This window comes from Curtobacterium sp. BRD11 (genome assembly GCF_031844345.1).
Taxonomy (GTDB): Bacteria; Actinomycetota; Actinomycetes; order Actinomycetales; family Microbacteriaceae; genus Curtobacterium.
Genome location: NZ_JAUZUZ010000008.1, coordinates 124,521 through 142,353 on the forward strand (window position 1 = coordinate 124,521; position 17,833 = coordinate 142,353).

Consider the following 17,833-nt stretch of genomic DNA (forward strand, 5'->3'; position numbering starts at 1 on the left):
GGCGCGTGCGCCTCGTTCGGCGACGCTGGGTGCCAGGGGACTTCGAGGGCCTGGGATACTCGACTAATGGTTCTGTCGGCGGCTGATGGCGTGCGCGCGTTGCCGACTGATGGGGAGTCCTCCGCGGTCGGGGCGGTGCTGTCCGTGGATGGGTTGCCAGCGGTGGGACCGGACGGTGTTCCCTTGTCGGAGTCGGCGTTGCGTCTCCGGAAGGACTTGATCGTTCACCTGCGGCGTCAGGGTTTCCAGTTCCGCGATGGCGGGTTGGAGGCTCCGCCGGTCGAGGACAAGGAGCATCTGCGTGCGTTGCATGGGGAGTCCGTACGATCGCAGCTTGACCGAGCGCGTCCTGCGCTTGAGCGGCATGAGGGGTCGTTCCTTGAACGGTTGGCTGATGGTGATGAGGTTGATCCGTCTCGGATTCGTCCTCGTCTGATCGAGCTGCACTCGCCGCGAGACCATAACGGCTTGTTGTGGCGGTGGTCGACCCTGCATTGGTCGATCCCGGTTTCGGCTGGCTACGGTCGACGCGTCCGTTTCCTCGTTGTTGACGAGGGGCATAATGATCGTCTGATGGGTTTGATCGGGCTCGCGGATCCGGTGTTCGCGATGCGTGCTCGAGACGCGGCGATCGGCTGGTCGGGTCAGCAGCAGCGTGCAGGGCTGATCAACATGATGGACGCTTTCGTTCTTGGTGCTGTCCCCCCGTACCGGGAGTTGCTCGCTGGGAAGCTGATGGCGCTTCTGGCGACGAGTAACGAGGTTCGGGAGGTCTTCGCTCGGAAGTACAGCGGGTCCCGTGGGCGGATCTCTGGTGAGGAGCGCAGCGCGCAGCTCGCGGCGGTGACGACTTCGTCGGCGTTGGGGCGGTCGTCTGTGTATAGCCGGCTGCGTCGGCGGGATGGTTCGTGGGCGTTGGCGCCGGTCGGGTTCTCGTCAGGCAGTGGCGACTTTCACTTCACTGGTCCGATCTACGACGATCTGGTGGCGTTGGCGTCGGAAGGGCTGGGGGATGGGCTCACCCAGCGGAAGGCCGGTTGGGGAGGAACGAGCTTCCGTAACCGCCGGGAGGTGGTGCAGCGTGCGCTGCATGCGATGGGCTTGGACGGGCGCCGGCTCCGATTCCATGGCGTACAACGGGAGCTGTTTCTCGGGCTGACGGCGTCGAACTCCTTGGAGTTCCTCCGCGGTGAGGAGGACGCGTTGGAGTGGCGGGACGACCCCGTGGGTGCGCTGTCGGAGTGGTGGCGGGAGCGGTGGGCGGTGCCGCGTTCGGAGCGACGGACCGATTGGCAGACGTTCCGGCGTGAAGCTTGGCGACTCTACCGGTAGGTATGTACCGGTCCGGTGCACGCGTGTAGCATCAGGTGCATGGACGTGTTCTTCGCCGACCCGAAGCTGGAGGAGATGTGCGCATCCCACCGTCAGCTGGTCAGGATGTTCGGCAGCGACAACGCGGCCCGTATCGAGATGCGACTGCAACACCTGACCGAGGCCGACTCGTTGCAAGACTTGCAGCTGCTCGGTGGTCGCCTTCACTCGCTCAAGGCCGACCGTGCTGGCCAGTTCGCGCTCGACCTGAAGCACCCGCGCCGACTCGTCTTCGTCCCAGTGGGCGTCGACGAACCATACGACGACTGGTCCGAGATCCGTTCCATCGAGATCCTCGAGATCGTCGACTACCACTGAAGGGAGGTGTCAGATGAACACTGAAAATCGGCCCCGCAAGCCGTTCTCCATGCGAAACACTGACTGGGCGGTCGCGCCCGGTGAGACGCTTCGTGTTCGGCTAGAAGAAATTGACATGACGCAGGCGGAACTCGCGAGACGAACGTCGCTCACACCGAAGCACATCAATCAAATCGTCCGTGGCAGCGCGAGCGTCAGCGCGGACGTGGCACAGCGGCTCGAGATGGTCACCGGCACTCCAGCGCACTGGTGGCTACGACTCGAAGCAAGCTACCGAGAACGTTTGCAGCAGCTTGAACAGCGCGAGTCGTTCCGAACCCTCATCCCTTGGATGCGGCGCATGCCGATCAAGCATCTCGTCGCGCGCGGTTATCTTCGCGATGGCAAGGTCGAGGACGTTGACCGTGTCGGTGAACTGTTGCGCTTCTTCGGCGTCGCCAACAAGCCCACGTTTGATGCCCTCATGGGATCTCTAGTCGTGCGGTTTCGCCAAACATCCGCGTACTCAATTGATGACGCCGCTGTGGCGGTTTGGCTTCGGCTCGGTGAACTTGCAGCCCGCGAGCTGCCCGCGCCGGCGTTCCGCCCGAATGCGCTGCGAACGGCACTACCGCAGCTTCGAGCGCTCACTCAGCGCCCGGTTCGGGAAGCTTTGCAGGAAACGGTGACCCTAGCGGCAAGCTTCGGTCTGCGTATCGTGTTCGTTGAGGACGTGCCAGGGACACGCGCCTACGGCGTCACTCGCTGGTTCAGCGCGTCTGAGCCAGTGGTGCAACTCAGCCTTCGAGGTCGAACGGACGACAAGCTGTGGGAGACCCTGTTCCACGAGTTGGGGCACGTTCTGCTGCACGGTCATGCGGAACTCTTCGTCGAAACGGACCCTGACGACCAGAACGAGGACGCAGCTTCCGCGGCGGCACAGTCGGCTAATGGTGTGCCTGTAGAAGAGCGGCAGGCTCAGGAGTTCGCGTACGAGTTGCTGATCCCTTCGTCCCGAGCGAATGAACTACTGGACCTTCATACGCCGGAGGACGTGCTCGACTTCGCTGAGCAGATCGGTGTCGCACCGTCCGTAGTTGTCGCGCGTTTGCAGCATGTCGGCCTCTGGGACCACGGCGCGGGAAGCAGACTGAAGCAGCACGTTTCGGAACAGGATTTGCCCGGCAGGTACGCCGCGGCATCGTCGAAGCGGCGAGGCGTATGGGGGATGCCAGGAGATGACTGATGCACACCGATGACGGGCATCAATATGCCCGGCTGCCGGAGGATCTCCTGGCTACGCTGCTGCAACGCGCACCCGCCGCCGCGCAGGAGGTCGAAGCGCTCCTGCTCCCGGCGCTGCAGCAGCGTGACCAGTTGCGCACTGCCGCGGAGCAGTCCGGCCTGATCCTGACGGCTCAGCCGGCGAAATCAGACACTGTGTGCGCGGTTGACGGAGGATTCGCGGTCGAGCGAACCGTTGCCGTCGATATGGTGATGGCCGTCGCTGTAGGGGTTGAAGGGTTCTCGGGACCAGGCCAACCCGGTCGCGAATGGGATCACAACCAGTACCAGTCGTTTGAGCGGGTGCTGGTTCACAACGTAGACAATGAACGCCTCGCGCGTGCCGCGATGATCGTGCACGAGTTAGGAGTCCTCGCCGACTCTCCGCACCTCATCCGCGTCTACGACGGCAGCCACCTCACGCCAATAATTCAGCTGAACAGCGGGTTCTCGTCCGCGGATGCCACGGTGTCCGGGACTAGCGGTGACCTCGCCGTCGACTACGACCTCGTCGGTTCGCTCGAGTCCTTCGTTGCGAATCCGGCGATCGTTGCGATGCCAAAGTACGACTCGTCACGGGTGATCGCTGATGCGCTCTCCAAACAGATCGGCCTGTCGATCCCGGGTGACGACAAGTACGTCACCTCGATGATCCTTCAGCCAGGGGAGTACACACGCCCAACCAAGGTCGAAGCTGACCCGTGGCGGCAACTACACCTGTTCGCCCGGCAAGGCAGCGAACTGCACAACAGGAACATCGTCCGCGCCCTTGACGACATCATTCAGCCGCTCCGGGACCGTCGGATGTACTTCCTCTACTGGAAGCCGGACGAAGCAGCACCGACCTACCGGCTGGAAGTGAAACCCGAGATTGCGGAAAGCTCGGAGCACCTGCACCGACTGTTCGCGTCGCTGCAGCTGCAAATCACCGGTCCGTTCGTCCGCGAACCGTACCCGCAGTACCTCGCTGACGTGATCGCGAAAAGCGTCGGGCTCGGCCTGTCTGCCCTCCGCGCAGCGGCTCACCTGCACTTGGCGCGGCACCACGAGGAACTGGCACCGATGCTGGTGCAGTCATACCGCACGGAAGGGGTCTGAGATGACCGCCGAACCCGCACCCGCCCCAAGGGAGCGACCCCGCCTACGTCCCACCCAGATCGGCATCGTAGGTTCGCCGAGCGGCACGGGCGACGTCACGATCGACATCGTCGAGAAGGCGGCCAATGAGACGCTCCTCGGCGACATGGTGTACACGTACCACCCCCTCAACGAAGGTCGTTACCTCATCGCGCTCGGCACCGTCAACGAGATTGAGACGCACAACCGGTGGCACGAAGACCCCAACATGCGCGGTGTGCTTCGCATACACGGCTCCCTGCCGCACCTGTCCGCCGAGGGCGACGTGCGTACCGCAAACGTGCGCGTGCAGGCTGTGTTCGAAAGCGACGCCCCCGCGCCGCCGTTCCGGCGCGTACCAACGGAATCAGGCGGGGCACTTGGAATGAGTCCCACCACCGGCGCTGGCGTGAATCTCGTCGACGAGGACCTCGTGCAGGGTCTGATCGCAAGTCGTCGACACGAGGTCGTGTACCTCGGGCGCGTGTACCGAAGTGACGTGCGGCTTCCGATGTTCATCCGCGACTTCGCCTCCGAGCACACCGACGGCGCGTTCCACACGGGCATCTTCGGCCGGACCGGCAGCGGCAAGACCGCCCTCGCGGCATACATGCTCGCGCAGCAGTTGCGGCACACGCAGATGAGCGTGTTCGTCTTCGACCCGCAGGGCCAGTTCAGCAGCGAGAATCAACTTCCCATCAGCCCGCAAGACGCCGCACGCAGCTACGGCCGTGAGGTGATCGTCAAGTCAGTCGCGCGGGATCTGCAGCTGCCGCCGTCGAACGGCCTCCTCACCGAGCTGCTGGAGCAGACACGCTTCTTCTCACTGCTCACCATCAAACGTGCGGATAACCGGCAGGAGGCGATCGCAGAGATCGAGTCCGCGCTTCGCGACCGCGAACACTGGTACGACCATGACCCCGAAGACGTTCTGCGGGCGCTGCTGGAGCATTTGCACGAAGAGCGGCACCTGAACCGGGTCTACGCGCGCGGGACGGCGCAGACCCGCTTCAGCGACACCCTCGAAGAGGCGCTGCAGGGCGAACGACTGTGGACGGACCTGCTGAACGAGTTCACTCGTGTGCACGCCGTCTTCAACCCGACCGGACGCACAAAGCTGCTGAGCATCCTGCGTCAGGTCACGGACACGAGCCGGGCAGTCAAGCCGTACGTCGTCATCAACGTCGCCGGCGAGCAGGGCTCCGATTGGCTCGACCAGGAGGACATCAAAGCGCGCATCATTCGAACGATCGCGTTCCACCTGCGCCGCCTGGCGGACCGATCCTGGACAGAGTCAGGACGCTCCATCAACTGCTCCGTGATCTTCGACGAAGCAGCCCGCTTCGCCCCCTCAGCAACAGACGGTTCCGATGCGGTCCGAGCGCTGAGCGCGCAGCTTGTCGAAAACGTCCGCGAAACCCGCAAGGTTGGGCTCGGATGGACCTTCATCGCGCAGGAGACACGGGCCATTCATGAGGGGATCTACAACCAGCTCAGCATCCGGGCGTATGGGTACGGACTCACCAGCGGCGCCGAGTTCCGTCGCGTCGCCGATGACGTCGGCGCGACCAGCGCGGACCTCTACCGCACCTTCGCCAACCCGCGCGCGCTGCAGGAGAAGGTCTACCCATTCATGGTGTCCGGGCCGATCAGCCCACTCTCGTTCACGTCAGCACCAGTGTTCCTCGAAGTCGCCACCAGCGCGGAGCAGTTCGCGGCGCTCAACCGCGGCACCGACCGCGTTTGAGGTTGCGCTTCCGACCGGCCGATTCAAGGAGCGGAATCCACGGCATCAGGAGCGTTGGCGGAGCAGGTCAGGGAGGGTTGCATTCGACGATTGCGGTCCGTGACAGCGCTGCCCTGCTTTCCTCAACCTCATATCTGACAACTTGTGAGATTGAGTGAGCGACGGTAACGTGCAGACGTGCCCGCTGCACTTCCCACCCCACGGCAGCGTGCACGCGACGAATACGACAGCGAGTGGCCCTTCGATCCGGCGGATCGTCCTGGTGTGCACAGGGATCGCATCGAGTTCGTGCTGACGCTCGTCGTTGCCTGGAACCTCGAACTGGAGATCCGATCGATCCGCAACCTGTGGTCGGAAGCTCGCATCCTCAGATACACGCAACCTCAGATTCGTGGTGAAGTCGCACGGCGGCACGGACTCACCAAGGAGCAGCTCGACAAGCTGCAGTACGGCCGTCGATACCTGCGACTGACGGAGTTGCAGCGGTTCCTCGATGACCCCACCATCGGTCCGCAGCTCCGCGAGATCCTTCAGGATCGTCAGGGAGTACTGTACGGGCGTGCTGAGTGGCTGAATCGTCTTGAGTCCGCAGTTCGCCGATGCCGGTCGGTCATCCTTGGACGACAAGGAGGCCGACGCGTCATGCACCACCAAGATCTTCAGCGGTACCGCGAGGAACGTACCGCGCAACTGCGCGAACTCGAGTCAGCGATCGAGACGCTGATGCACGTCGCCGGCAAGGTGCAGGGCGACATTGCAGCCGCCACGGATTCCGCAGATGACGCGCTGGCTGCTTCACCGCTGCGCGTGAACTGGTCGACGATGCATGCGCGCGTGCGCGACCGAGGACTGCGACAGCGGGTCGTCGACGAGCAGCTCACCACCCCGCCCGCCATTCCATTCGCGGCAGCGGTCCGCGCCAGCGTCCCAGAGAAGGGCGAGTTCGCGCTGAAGGACCTCCGGCTGGCACTTGGCTTCGATCGCACCGCCGCACGCTCGGACAACATCCTGGACTCCACCATCAACTCGATGGTCAAGCGTGGAGAACTCACACGCGTCGGTCGAGGCCGCTACCGCTCCACCGCAGCGTTCGGCAGTCGCAGGAACCGCCGAGCCGCTGCCACTACAACTTCCGACGACGCTCACGTCGGACCAATGGGCTAACTGCCCACATCACCACTGTCTGCGGACAGGGAGGAGACCGAGGAACCCACCATGCAGAGTCGTCATTACGACGACGAAACTACAAAAGCCACCACCGTAGCAGACATGCCGCTGGGTGATGGCCTTCGAAGAACCTCTACCAAAGATTGCTTCGAGGCTACCAACTCCGCCGCGACTGCGCAACCCGTAGTTTTGTCGACCCCACCGTCACGCCTCCCGCGACGTCACGGCGCACCATCCGAGAACCCCCACGTCGTTCCGCCGCGCCGCAGAAGCCATCCGCGTCGGTCCCGTCCATGCCGGGAACCACTCCTGTCCCCGCCACCGCGGCGCACCCGGGTGGCACCGTGGTGAGCCGCGCCTTCGTCGGAGGGTCCTGGGCCTACACCGTCGAGGAGGTGTTCGAGCGGTACCGACCGCGCTTCGCTCACGAGCCTTGGTTCGTCGATGCACGAGAGACGCTTGTCGGGTTCGCCCGGCGAACGAACCCTACGACGCCGACTGCTGCGTACAAGACAGTGCTCAGCAGCTGCAAGATGGGCAGGTTCGCGCATCATCACGGGATTCCCTTGGACCCCGAGATGCTGTTCACCCCCGAAAACGTTGAGTGGTACGTCGCGACAGAACTGCGGAACCACGGGGAACACTCCCGCGGCACGCAGCGAGCAGCACTTCGCGAGATCGGCCGGCACGTCACTCGGAGGGCGGGATGGACATCGCCGGATCCGCGGTACCAGCGCGCGTCCATCGCCGAACCGTACAGCGCGGCTGAGCAGCACGCGCTTTGCAGCCTCGCGCCGAAGCAACGCACCGAGCGTCGGCGACGGGCGCTCGAGGGGATCGTCCGGTTGGGCCTCGGAGCCGGGCTTCGTGGCACCGAGATGGAAGCTGTCGCCGCAGCCGACTTCGAACGGCGGGACCGGCTGCTATTCGTTCACGTCCGCGGACCCCGATCGAGAACGATCCCCATACGGCGTGCACACCAAGTGGCCCTCCTGCAGCTGCTGAACGACTACCCGTCCGGACCGCTGCTCGGACCATTCACCCCAGATCAACGGAACCCACTGTCGCGGATCAAGTCACTTCTCGAGATTCCCGCCGAATGGGCTCCACCACTGGAACTGCGTCGGCTCCGCGCCACCTGGATGGTCGAGGTGCTGAACGCGGACATTCAGCTGTCCACCTTCGCCGACGCGGCAGGCATCACAGACCTGCGCTTCGCGCACCTACTCCCGCATCTCACTCCCCGAAAGGACCCCGGCCTCATCGCGGCAACGCTCGCCGGATACGACTCATGATCGACGAAACCTTCAACCCGATGCCCGACTTCCTCCCGCCGGGACGATTCATGACCAACGACGAGGCCGTCGACTACGGCTGCGCCCTCGCGTCCTCAGTCGAACCGATCCTGTCCCGCCTCGAACGCGACCTCCCCGGTCGGCGCCGCGAGATGCGTTTCACACCAGTTCTCGCAACGTTCCTGGCCTTCAAGGTGCAAGAACCCAAACGCGACCCGAAACTCGCCGACGTCGCCCGGTGGGCAGGCTCGCTCAACCACGCACAGCGCCGGCGTCTCGGCCTCCCCAACCGCGAGTGGACGTACTTCGCCTACCAGTCAGCGTTCCGACGGCTCTGCCAGGAACTTGAACCGGAAGGAAGCGATCGACGAGTCGATGCGTTCGGCACGGTCCTGATGGAACGAAACGCCAACCTGCCGACCCTCGACGCGTTCGTCAACACCCTCGTCGCGGCGTCCGCGAAGCTGCCCGCGTGGCTCGGACGGCTCCCGATGACCCCGGTGCAGGCCATCGACTCAACCGACATCGAAAGCCACGCCCGCCCTCGCGCATGGAGCGCCAAGCCGGACAGCATCGACACCTACATCCCCGACGACCACTCCGAATCCGACGAGTGGACCGACGACGCTACAAACTGGCCAAAAGTCGGTCACCTCGACGGGCGGAAGATCGTCGCGCCGGACCTGCAAGCACGCATCGGCTGGCGCACCCGCAACGACGACCGAAGCACCAACGCCTTCAACGGCTACGACGCACACCTCCTGGTCGACGCTGGCCGACCGGGACTGCAGTACTGGGTTCCCCTCATCCGCGGGATCGCGCTCCGCCCCGCCGGAAGCTACAAAGCACAAGCAGGACTCGACCTCATCGACTCGCTTCCCGAGCGCTCCTTCACCCACCTCGCAGCAGACCGCGGCTACAGCCACGCTGTTCCCGATTCGTGGGCTCACCCGCTCACCGACCGCGGCATCATCCCGATCCATGACCTGCACCGCAACCAGCGCCGTCCACACCCTTCGCAGAGCATGCCCGGCGTGATCTGGATCGACGGCAGCCTCTTCCCTGACGCCCTGCCCACGCGACTCCGGAAGCTTCCCGGATTCAAGGCACGCGCAAGCGCCGAAGTTCTGAACGAACTCCACGACCTGTACGACGAACGCGCGCGCTGGGCGTTCGTCCCGAACCGCCGGTACAGCAACGGCGACGTCCAAATGAAGGGTCCCGCGCGAGCTGGTCACCTCCGCTGCCCGAACTACGCGCCCTCCCACCGGCTTCCCGCCCATGTGCCCCGGACAACCTGCAAGCCCGGCACCGACTGCGCATGCGCGGCAACCAAAGTCATCCCCGCAAACGAAGCCGCATGGGAGCGTCAGCGGTATCCCTTCGGGACCACGAAGTGGGCGTCGTACTACGGTCTCCGCAACCTTGTCGAAAGCGACAACGCCCAACTCAAGTTCTGGCGCGGGTCCATGCGACGGCACAGCACCCATGTCTTCGGCGTGACCGCGAACACGCTGGTTCTCGCATTCAACTGCATCGCCGTCAACATCAGCATGCTCCGAGACACGTACGGCGAGGACGTAGACCCCACCGCACCCGACTACCCCCAACATCGCGCACCGAGACGCCGCCGCCTCCCGAAAACACCGGCCCTGCACCTCCGCAAGAAGACGCAGCGGAACACCACGGCTCAGCGCACTCGCCGGCACACCTGACTGCCGGATCTGCTCCGCACCGCGCACCGCGCACCGCGCAACCGACTGTAAGGAAGCACCATCATCGCTCGCCAAGCACTACGCCCCGAGGTGGTCGACCGCATTGCCACCTACCAACCAGCGGATAACACAGGGTGGACCGAACAGACCGCAGACTTCGTCCGCGACCTCGTCACCACCACTCGACCCTCGAGCGCCCGCGACGCTCACCGACTCGCAGCGATCACCGCCGCGTTCGTCATCTGGGGTGAACAACAAGACGTTCCGCTCGTCGCCGAACAACTCATCACCCCGGAACGCCTGGAGGAGTACCTCGCCTCCGGAGACAGAGCGCAGTGGGTGCACGGAACACAGATCGGCGTGCGCTGGGCTCTGCGCCGGGTCGGCATCGCCAACACCCGACGAGCACCATGGCGCTCCCGCACCATCACGCCGGGCAGCAAAACCGTGTCCTTCCCCTACACCCCCGACGAGATCCGCCTCTACCAAGACGCTGCCGCCAAGCAGCGCACCCCGGCGCGCAGCCGGTACATGCAAGCCGCGCTGGCGTTCCACCATGGCGCCGGGCTGCACGCGATCGAGCTGGTGCACCTCCGCGGTCGCGACATCGAGACCCGTCACGGCCGATACGTCGTGCACCTCACGAGCGTGCACACCGCCACAAGCCACTCCCCGTCGCGCACCACCATCGTGCACGAGTCATACAACCCCATCGTGGAGAGGCTGTTGCGCGACGCTGGAGACGGGATTCTCGCCCACGCATCAGCGACCCCGACCGCCGCCTCGTTCACCAGCATCCGAAAGTGGCTGGTCTACAACGACGCGCTGCCCGAGCTGTCCCCGCGGCGGCTCCGAGCCACATGGCTCCGAGACGCCCTCAGTGCACCAGTACCAGTGAGGACCGTTCTCGACGCTGCCGGCCTGATGTCGATCGACTTCGCCGCCGTCGGCGCAAGCCTCATTGACGACGACCCCCAAGGACATCTCACCGTGCTCGCGTCCCATCGCGCTGCACCGCGACCAGGCGCACGACCGGGAAACACAACGACGGGAGTACCATGAGCAACACCCCCGCGACGCCAAGTCGACGCAGGCTCTCCCCGGCCGAGCGCCGATTGTGGCCCACAGCCGATGGTTCCCCAACCACTGATTTCACACTCAACGGCGAAACGCGCGTCGCCGTAGCGGGAGACTGGGAGTCCGACATCGAGGGCACCACGGCTGCCCTGCACCTTCTCCGTCGGACCGCTCCCGATGTTCGAACGATCCTCCACCTCGGGGACCTCCGCTACGCCGAACCGACCCGTTCGCGCGGTGGCAGATCCTCAGCAAAACCATTCATCGTCGCGCTCGACGCGCTGCTAGCCGAGCACGGGATCGTACGACTGCTGCTCACTCCGGGAAACCACGACTGGTGGCAGCAGCTCCACGAGGAGTTCGGGCGCCATCCCGACCGCATGTATCGCGTTGCGCACCGAATCTGGATTGCCCCACGAGGGTTCCGATGGGAGCTTGACGGCGCAACCTTCATGTCGTTCGGCGGCGCCGCTTCGCTGGGTCGCGGCCTTCGAAGCGCCACGTGGAGCCAGCGAGAGGTTCCAGACGCGCTCGAAGTAGCGGCCGCTGCCGCGGACGGCGACGTCGACGTTCTCCTCCTTCACGAAGCCGTCGACGCCGGGATCTCGACCGTTGACGCCGCCATACGCAGCCGTCGGTGGTCCGCCGATCGACGCCTCGCGAGCCAGCGCTCTCGGGAGCTGGTAACGGAACTCCGAGAGGGGGTGCACCCGCGGCTGACCTTCCACGGGCATATGCACGTTCACGGGAGCGTCACGCTGGAGGACGGCTCACAGGTGCACTCCCTTGCAGTTGTGAGGCGATCAGGCAATCTCGCCCTCCTGAGAATCCACGATCTCGCGGTTACGTGGCTCCACAACCCACCGTTTTCCGGGCCTTAACCCGCGAACAATGGGAACGCTAAGCGCCGCGATACACGTGCCGCGACAGCTGCGACCAGCCGCAGCACTCACGCAGTTCAAGAGCCGATCCGACAGCAGCTCTCTCTGGTCAGCCCGGCTTGGTCCGGAGGGGGTGAGGATTTCACTGCAAAGAAGAGCTGCGCAGTCACCGCGGTTGCTCGGCGGCCAGAACACGACCCGTTCGAGCCCGGCGTCGTCTGTCGGCAGTCTGCTTACCGCTGGCTCTTGTAGAACGCGTCCTTCACGTCTTGAGCGATGCGGCCCCGCGTGGACACCGCCATGCCTTGTCCAGCCGCCCATTCACGGATCGCGGCCAGGTCTTCGCTTGACCGCTGGCTTCGCTTCGCGGCTCGCTGTGCTCCGGGTCGTCCGACGCGACGAGCCGCAGCGATGTAATTTTCCAGGACCGCGCGGAGCTTCTCGGTGTTCTTGTCACTGAGGTCGATCTCGTAGTCGACGCCGTCGAAAGCGAAGGACACGGTTCCGCCCTTGCCTGCTTCGATCTCGCGACCATCGAGGTCGTCTACGAATGTGGTGGTTACTTTCTGCGCCATTTGCTACATCCCTTCATCCGAAAGCAGCACCGTAGCATGATCAGGCCCTAAAGTGCCGCGACGTCGAAACCACAAACGTGACCACCGGCCCTCTGGGAGTCGCCCAGCGTGACTTCGCCGGCGGTTCACGGCGCGGCCGCGCTTCCAACGCCAGGCCAGACGCCGCGGAGCGACAGCGGTCGATATGGGTATGTGCGGTCGCATGGGCGCGACGCATTGCGGAGAGACATTCCTCTTACCGTCGCGGTTACGTGTCGAAAGTGTCACGCGATGTGCTCGAAGGCGATCGCCGACTCGTGCGCCGAGGTTGCGGCGACAGCTGGACCAGTACCGCATCGCAGAGGCGGCCGCTGCTACCGAGGAGCTGCTCACTCCGATCCGAAGGTGTCGCTGGCGCAGTTGGCTCGGCGTAACCGCTCGCCTGCCCCCCTCCCCCCGAGCACTGTTTCTGTCCCCCTCGCACGTAGGGCTCGGCCGCTGGACTGGATCGCTGCGGTCGAAGTCTCCTTGCCGCTAAGCGACGGCCGCGCTCAGTCGGCCGGCAGCTGGGGCGGCACTGACAACTTCCGCGGATTGCGCTCGTCGACTCGCTTGCAAGCGGGTTTGTCTGCGTTCTCTGCATCGGAGTCAGGCGCCACTCACCTTGCTCGACAAGTGCCCCGGCGTTCTCTGTCCGCGGCTGCAGGGTCGCGGCTGGGAGGCGCCGCAAAGGAGCGCCTTGCCCCGGAGAAAGCGCTGATTGTGAATTAGTGGAACTGCTGAGGTCTCCGAGCCCCGCCGAACCGTACAGTCAGCATGTGCAGCAACAGGCTGCTAGCCCGCCCCTTACGTCCGCATCTCCCCGCAGTGCTCATACAGCGACTGGGTGCCGCGGGGCAGTCGCCACCTGGTTCCTTCGTTCCGACGGTCCGCTGCGGCCGAGCAGCCCAACGGTTCGTCGGCGGTCGGGGCGCTTGTTCGGCGTCCACAATTCTCAACTGCTCCGACCTTGAGGGCGGTGAGGTATCGCCGCCCCTACCGGTCGGCTCCACCAGCGAAACGGCGAGGCTCGGCTGTTGCCGCAATCGGTCCGCCGCCACAACGAAATCAGCGTTAGCAGATTACCCAGCGCCCGGACACCCGCAGTCAAGCTAGGATCCCCCTATGGTGAGTATGACGTTCAATCAGTATCGTGGAAACGTTGGTGAAATCGAGGCAACTCGACTGCTGCTGGATTTCGGCATGAGCATCAACTCCCTCACTGGCTCAGACTTCGGCTGGGACCTGCACGCGCAGCTACCGGTTTCCTCAACGTTCTCCGAGTTAGCGCCTGACGCTGATGCGCCACCGTGGGAGCTGTCCGGGCGAGCGGCACACTTCCAGGTGAAGTCACTGGCTCATGGCTCAACGCTTTCGCTCCGAACAGACACACTTCAGCAATGGGTTGCCGCTAGCAGAGGCGGTTTGCCCACCTTCTTACTTATCGAACAACGCGGGGAAGACGAAAACGCCGGCCAATGGTGGACAGTTTCGCCCTCGGGCCTCGCGTCCGCGCTTGCTGGGGCTCGCAGGAGCGCAAGGACACGTAAAATACGTTTCACCCATCCCGCGGTCGGGCAACAGTTCCACCGCTACGCCTTCTGGGCGAGGATCGACCTTTGGTCCACCAACCCCGCGCTGATGGCTGCCGCTGAGGACCGCATTCCCTTGCCCGATGACTACATCCGGGGCCGCGAGCTGGATGCGCGCTTAGTTGAGAAGTTCCCGGAAGGCATTGTCCCTGAGATGGAGCTGGATTACCGGGTTATCACGTTGTTGATTGATCTCGCACACTCCTACCTGGCGCTGTTTCACCCACAGAAGGCTTTGGATTCGCGCAAAATTCGTGACGTTGCTGACCAGCTGATCGCTATTTACTCGGCGGATCCCCGGGGGCCGTGGAGTGCAGAAAACGTACTGCCGATCGTCGAGGACTCAATCCTGCACCGGGGGACAAGGGTGGGATGGGAGGCATCTCTGTTGCCACCAGGCGCTTTCACGAGTGCCGTTGACGCGCGTCACGCGTGGGTTGATGTTTGCGCACTGGTATCGAAATTGGCCGCATATTCGCCATCACGCAATCAGCCATTTTAAATCGTAACGCAATGCGAATGCTGCGAGATGTCGTCGTGCGATATCGCAGCCCACGGGTGGCGCTCGTCCGCCCCTACGTCGCCGACGGTCGGAGCCGCTTGATCGGTGTCCCTGTCGGTCAGCCGAGGTGCAGCTGGAGTGGCGCTTCGTGTTAGCGCTCACGACCCAATCGACCGCTTGCCACGCAGCGAAACCGGCTACGATGTTCCTGCCTCGGCCAGCCCCGGCGAGACGGCTGCGAATATGGTGTCGCCGTCACCGATACAGGTGGTGCACGGTAGAAGCGCTCAACGAACCCGTCCCTTCGACAAGCTGATGCCCATCACCACCACCTCTCTGCGCCGCCGGCTGCTGCTGCAAGTCACGGCGACATTGGCGTTGTAGCTGCTGATCGTGTTTACGGTGCTGATGCACACGACGGCCGGGCAAATCGCCGGCCACGAGCACCCGACGGCTGCCACTGCGGCCAGCGCCGCGCACAGCCACGTCACGCCCGCCGGCCAAACTGAACGTCCGCCTCCTTGCCTGCTGCTCGTCCTGGTCGCATCAGCGCCTCGACGTGCCGCGTTTTCGGCTCGCCGTGCGCGCCTTCGAACGATGGTGATGCACAGATCCTGGCTCTGTCCGTCGACCCGTGCTCAGCGTAAGGCGCTACAAGGTCCGTCCCGATTGGCAAGCCCAACGGTGTGCCCGGGAGGGGCCGCCCGTGATCGGGTCAGGGTGTGATCAACGGGGAGAACTCGGTCGACATTGGAGGTTCGATGGTGTCGGACCCAGCGAGCAGCATTTTTGCGACGAGTTGGCAACCCTGCGCTATGTCTAAGGGGCCATCCGCCGCAGGAGGGCGGGGGTGCTTCGGGGGGAAGAAGCGAGCTGAGAGGGACTAGGTGAGGCCTACCCGGTTGCTGTAATCAAGAATTATGTCCGCCACTTGAGAAGATGAGTGGTCGTCCGTTTCTATGATAAAGTCATTTTCCGAGGATCGCTCTATCGCGCTCGCGGTCAGAGCCCAATGATTCCGATGCCAAGCCAATGCCTCCGGCTGTCGACCGCCGTACCGACGCTCCAGCCGTTCAAACGCAATTCGCTTCGAGACTGAAAGACAGACGACATGGAGACGGCGGCCGAGCGCGACCTCATATCGTCGTCTCGCGTCAGCGGACGTAATTACTCCGCTTAGCACGGCGATTCTAGGGCCCGCCTCGAGGTAATTCGACCAAACAGCAGCTATATTGCGGGCTTCAGTCAACACATTATCCGGATCGTCACTGGCGGTCGGGGAAGATCGATGGAACCAGTCTACGTCCATGAGCGAGAATGGTAGCTGAGCCTGAGCTAGACGATCCCCAATTAGATCGAGAACCGTACTCTTTCCAGCGCCGAACGCCCCATTGATGAAAATCCCATGCGAATCACCATAGTTACTCACCTGCATGCCCCTTCCGTTTTGGCAGCGATTTGAAGTGAGCCGCCGACGCTTCTCTGTATCCGTCCCAGGAGCCAATGTCTGCATAATCCTCTGACGGCACGCCGAGCAGAGCCCCCTGCGCTATTGCAGCATCGAGAGCGAAGGTTAGATCCACTTCGCAATCTTCTGTTGCGTCTCTAAGAAGCGATTCGGGAAGCGCACGAAGAATCTCTTCAGTGGCGAAGGCGTATCTGCCTCCCGCTATGAAGATATCGCTCTTTGCCGATTTATAACCGCGAGGTTTTTCGATGAAATTGGTCACCTCCTTGATCGCAGATAGGGGGCCGGACTCCCTCACCTCGACGACCCCATGCTGACTCGCTTCCGAGACGAACTTGCTACTGAGGCTGAGTGCCGCGTGGCCAGACTCAGTGGCTATATCCTGTAGGACTTTGAGTGCTCCCAGAGCGTGAGGCTTACGAACGACGTCGGGAAGTTGCAGGAGGAATCTCTCTTCGCCCTCGGAAGCTAGGTAGCGGCATGCGAGGGAAACAGCAGTGCCGAGGCCAGTGGGACGCTTCTGCGTCAAGAAGTCGACTTTAACTGGAACGTCAGCGAGCGCAGATTCGGCCAGGCGCTGGAGCAGGGGATCGGCGGGTACCACGAGGATGACTCGTGAGATCTCGGCTTGGATCGCCTCCTCGACAATGTGAAACAGCGCCGGGCGCTCACCCAGCGGAAGCACAGGTTTGGGGATGGTGTCGCTCAGTGGCCGTAGGCGCGTCCCTCTCCCAGCGCATGGAACCACGGCGACCTTCGCTGTGGGCACGATCTTCCTCCTTTTGGCCGGTGACATGGCGTGCTCGCCCAGGATGCTGGCCGTGCGAGCCCCTGTGTATCTGCTGGTTGCGCAGTCGTACTATGCCCGATACGTTGACTACGAGGCGTGGGGCGCCTTTCTATCACACAACGTCGTGAGGGGGAACAGTGATACCCAATGTGCTGCACTTGGTTTGGCTGGACGGAGGTGCGTTTTCGGCGCTCAACTACTTGTGCGTCTCGAGTGCTTTGCACAAAAACGGTTTCGACGAGGCAGTCCTGCACTGCGACCAAGAGCCAAAAGGTTATTGGTGGGAGCGGCTCAAGGACAAGATCGCCCTTGACTACGTCAAACGACCGCGCGAAGTTGCAGGCCGACCAATCGTGCACCCTGCTCACGCCACAGACCTTTTACGCTTGCAGATTTTGCACTCTGAAGGCGGTATCTACTTGGACAACGACGTGCTTTGCGTGCGTCCGTTCGCGGACCTGCGTGACCTGAGGACCGTCCTTGGGCAGGAAGGTAGTGATGTACCAGCGCAGACGCCTGGTGCCTGCAACGCAGTTATCCTAGCTGAGCCCGGAAGCACGTTCCTAGCAGAGTGGCTGCGAGGCTTCGATCCGCTTACCTCCCACTGGGAGGGATTTCGATCTCTTGGTCGCGATCGTTATTGGTCGGAGTACTCAGTGCAATATCCAGCATATTTGGCCGCCATGCGGAGCGATGTGACGCTGCTCAACGCAGACGCATTCTTCTTCCCCATGTGGTACGAGTTGGACCTGCAGAATTTTTTTGAGAAAAGCGGTCCGGTTCCACCTGGGGCGTACTGTCACCACCTGTGGCAATCGCACCCGTTTGTTCGTGAGTGCTTCAAGGAAAACACTCTTGAGCGGGCGGGTCGGGGAGAATCTATTTTCGATAACCAGGTCCGCATGGCCTTCGACGACGAAGTCGAACAATATCTTTAG

At 63.4% G+C, this 17,833-nt stretch carries 15 protein-coding genes; 12 read left to right on the forward strand and 3 right to left on the reverse strand.

The annotated features are described in order from the left end of the window. Positions 1-66 precede the first annotated feature (66 nt). The 10 genes from Q9R28_RS15790 to Q9R28_RS15835 all read left to right on the forward strand — a co-directional run bounded on the left by Q9R28_RS15790 (position 67) and on the right by Q9R28_RS15835 (position 11,950). Positions 67-1,332 (forward strand): Druantia anti-phage system protein DruA, encoded by a 1,266-nt coding sequence (locus Q9R28_RS15790; RefSeq protein WP_311206560.1) that lies wholly within the window; start codon positions 67-69, stop codon positions 1,330-1,332. Between the two features lie 39 nt (positions 1,333-1,371). After that, positions 1,372-1,689, forward strand: coding sequence for a hypothetical protein (locus Q9R28_RS15795; RefSeq protein WP_311206561.1), 318 nt, complete (start codon positions 1,372-1,374; stop codon positions 1,687-1,689). Positions 1,690-1,738: 49 nt separating this feature from the next. Beyond that, a complete protein-coding gene (locus tag Q9R28_RS15800) occupies positions 1,739-2,914 on the forward strand; it encodes a HigA family addiction module antitoxin (RefSeq protein WP_311206562.1) in 1,176 nt (391 codons plus the stop codon). Next, positions 2,914-4,050 (forward strand): hypothetical protein, encoded by a 1,137-nt coding sequence (locus Q9R28_RS15805; protein WP_311206563.1) that lies wholly within the window; start codon positions 2,914-2,916, stop codon positions 4,048-4,050. Before Q9R28_RS15800 ends, Q9R28_RS15805 begins: the two co-directional genes overlap by 1 nt. 1 nt (position 4,051) lies before the next feature. Next, positions 4,052-5,815: a helicase HerA domain-containing protein gene (locus Q9R28_RS15810; RefSeq protein ID WP_311206564.1), complete on the forward strand. Its 1,764-nt coding sequence runs from the start codon at positions 4,052-4,054 to the stop codon at positions 5,813-5,815. Between the two features lie 177 nt (positions 5,816-5,992). Then, positions 5,993-6,979: a hypothetical protein gene (locus Q9R28_RS15815; protein WP_311206565.1), complete on the forward strand. Its 987-nt coding sequence runs from the start codon at positions 5,993-5,995 to the stop codon at positions 6,977-6,979. A gap of 350 nt (positions 6,980-7,329) precedes the next feature. Further along, positions 7,330-8,277: a hypothetical protein gene (locus Q9R28_RS15820; protein WP_311206566.1), complete on the forward strand. Its 948-nt coding sequence runs from the start codon at positions 7,330-7,332 to the stop codon at positions 8,275-8,277. After that, positions 8,274-9,992, forward strand: a complete 1,719-nt coding sequence (locus tag Q9R28_RS15825; protein ID WP_311206567.1) for a hypothetical protein — start codon at positions 8,274-8,276, stop codon at positions 9,990-9,992. The genes Q9R28_RS15820 and Q9R28_RS15825 overlap by 4 nt, the downstream gene beginning before the upstream one ends. A 90-nt stretch (positions 9,993-10,082) precedes the next feature. Beyond that, on the forward strand, positions 10,083-11,054 hold the full coding sequence (locus Q9R28_RS15830; RefSeq protein WP_311206568.1) for a hypothetical protein: 972 nt from the start codon (positions 10,083-10,085) through the stop codon (positions 11,052-11,054). Beyond that, complete coding sequence (locus tag Q9R28_RS15835) at positions 11,051-11,950, forward strand: metallophosphoesterase (protein ID WP_311206569.1); 900 nt, start codon at positions 11,051-11,053, stop codon at positions 11,948-11,950. Before Q9R28_RS15830 ends, Q9R28_RS15835 begins: the two co-directional genes overlap by 4 nt. A 233-nt stretch (positions 11,951-12,183) precedes the next feature. Here the strand turns inward: Q9R28_RS15835 and Q9R28_RS15840 are convergent, their stop codons facing one another. Further along, a complete protein-coding gene (locus Q9R28_RS15840; RefSeq protein ID WP_311206570.1) occupies positions 12,184-12,525 on the reverse strand; it encodes an Lsr2 family protein in 342 nt (113 codons plus the stop codon). 1,143 nt (positions 12,526-13,668) lie between these two features. Between Q9R28_RS15840 and Q9R28_RS15845 the strand changes: the two genes are divergently transcribed. Further along, positions 13,669-14,637, forward strand: a complete 969-nt coding sequence (locus tag Q9R28_RS15845; RefSeq protein WP_311206571.1) for a hypothetical protein — start codon at positions 13,669-13,671, stop codon at positions 14,635-14,637. Positions 14,638-15,520: 883 nt separating this feature from the next. On the opposite strand, the gene Q9R28_RS16830 is transcribed toward Q9R28_RS15845, so the two are convergent. Both Q9R28_RS16830 and Q9R28_RS15850 read right to left on the reverse strand, forming a co-directional pair. Beyond that, on the reverse strand, positions 15,521-16,150 hold the full coding sequence (locus tag Q9R28_RS16830; protein ID WP_396137170.1) for an AAA family ATPase: 630 nt from the start codon (positions 16,148-16,150) through the stop codon (positions 15,521-15,523). After that, a complete protein-coding gene (locus Q9R28_RS15850) occupies positions 16,059-16,874 on the reverse strand; it encodes a nucleotidyltransferase family protein (protein ID WP_311206572.1) in 816 nt (271 codons plus the stop codon). Before Q9R28_RS15850 ends, Q9R28_RS16830 begins: the two co-directional genes overlap by 92 nt. Before the next feature lie 158 nt (positions 16,875-17,032). Here Q9R28_RS15850 and Q9R28_RS15855 point away from each other — a divergent pair, with 158 nt between their 5' ends. Beyond that, the gene (locus tag Q9R28_RS15855) at positions 17,033-17,833 is read left to right on the forward strand and encodes a glycosyltransferase (protein ID WP_311206573.1); all 801 of its coding nucleotides are present in this window, start codon (positions 17,033-17,035) and stop codon (positions 17,831-17,833) included.

Excerpts from the sequence above, each read along its gene's own strand:
- Q9R28_RS15790 (WP_311206560.1), top strand. The coding sequence starts at position 67 with ATGGTTCTGTCGGCGGCTGATGGCGTGCGCGCGTTGCCGACTGATGGG.
- Q9R28_RS15795 (WP_311206561.1), top strand. The coding sequence starts at position 1,372 with ATGGACGTGTTCTTCGCCGACCCGAAGCTGGAGGAGATGTGCGCATCC.
- Q9R28_RS15800 (WP_311206562.1), top strand. The coding sequence starts at position 1,739 with ATGCGAAACACTGACTGGGCGGTCGCGCCCGGTGAGACGCTTCGTGTT.
- Q9R28_RS15805 (WP_311206563.1), top strand. The coding sequence starts at position 2,914 with ATGCACACCGATGACGGGCATCAATATGCCCGGCTGCCGGAGGATCTC.
- Q9R28_RS15810 (WP_311206564.1), top strand. The coding sequence starts at position 4,052 with ATGACCGCCGAACCCGCACCCGCCCCAAGGGAGCGACCCCGCCTACGT.
- Q9R28_RS15825 (WP_311206567.1), top strand. The coding sequence starts at position 8,274 with ATGATCGACGAAACCTTCAACCCGATGCCCGACTTCCTCCCGCCGGGA.
- Q9R28_RS15835 (WP_311206569.1), top strand. The coding sequence starts at position 11,051 with ATGAGCAACACCCCCGCGACGCCAAGTCGACGCAGGCTCTCCCCGGCC.
- Q9R28_RS15840 (WP_311206570.1), bottom strand. The coding sequence starts at position 12,525 with ATGGCGCAGAAAGTAACCACCACATTCGTAGACGACCTCGATGGTCGC.
- Q9R28_RS15845 (WP_311206571.1), top strand. The coding sequence starts at position 13,669 with ATGGTGAGTATGACGTTCAATCAGTATCGTGGAAACGTTGGTGAAATC.
- Q9R28_RS16830 (WP_396137170.1), bottom strand. The coding sequence starts at position 16,150 with ATGCAGACATTGGCTCCTGGGACGGATACAGAGAAGCGTCGGCGGCTC.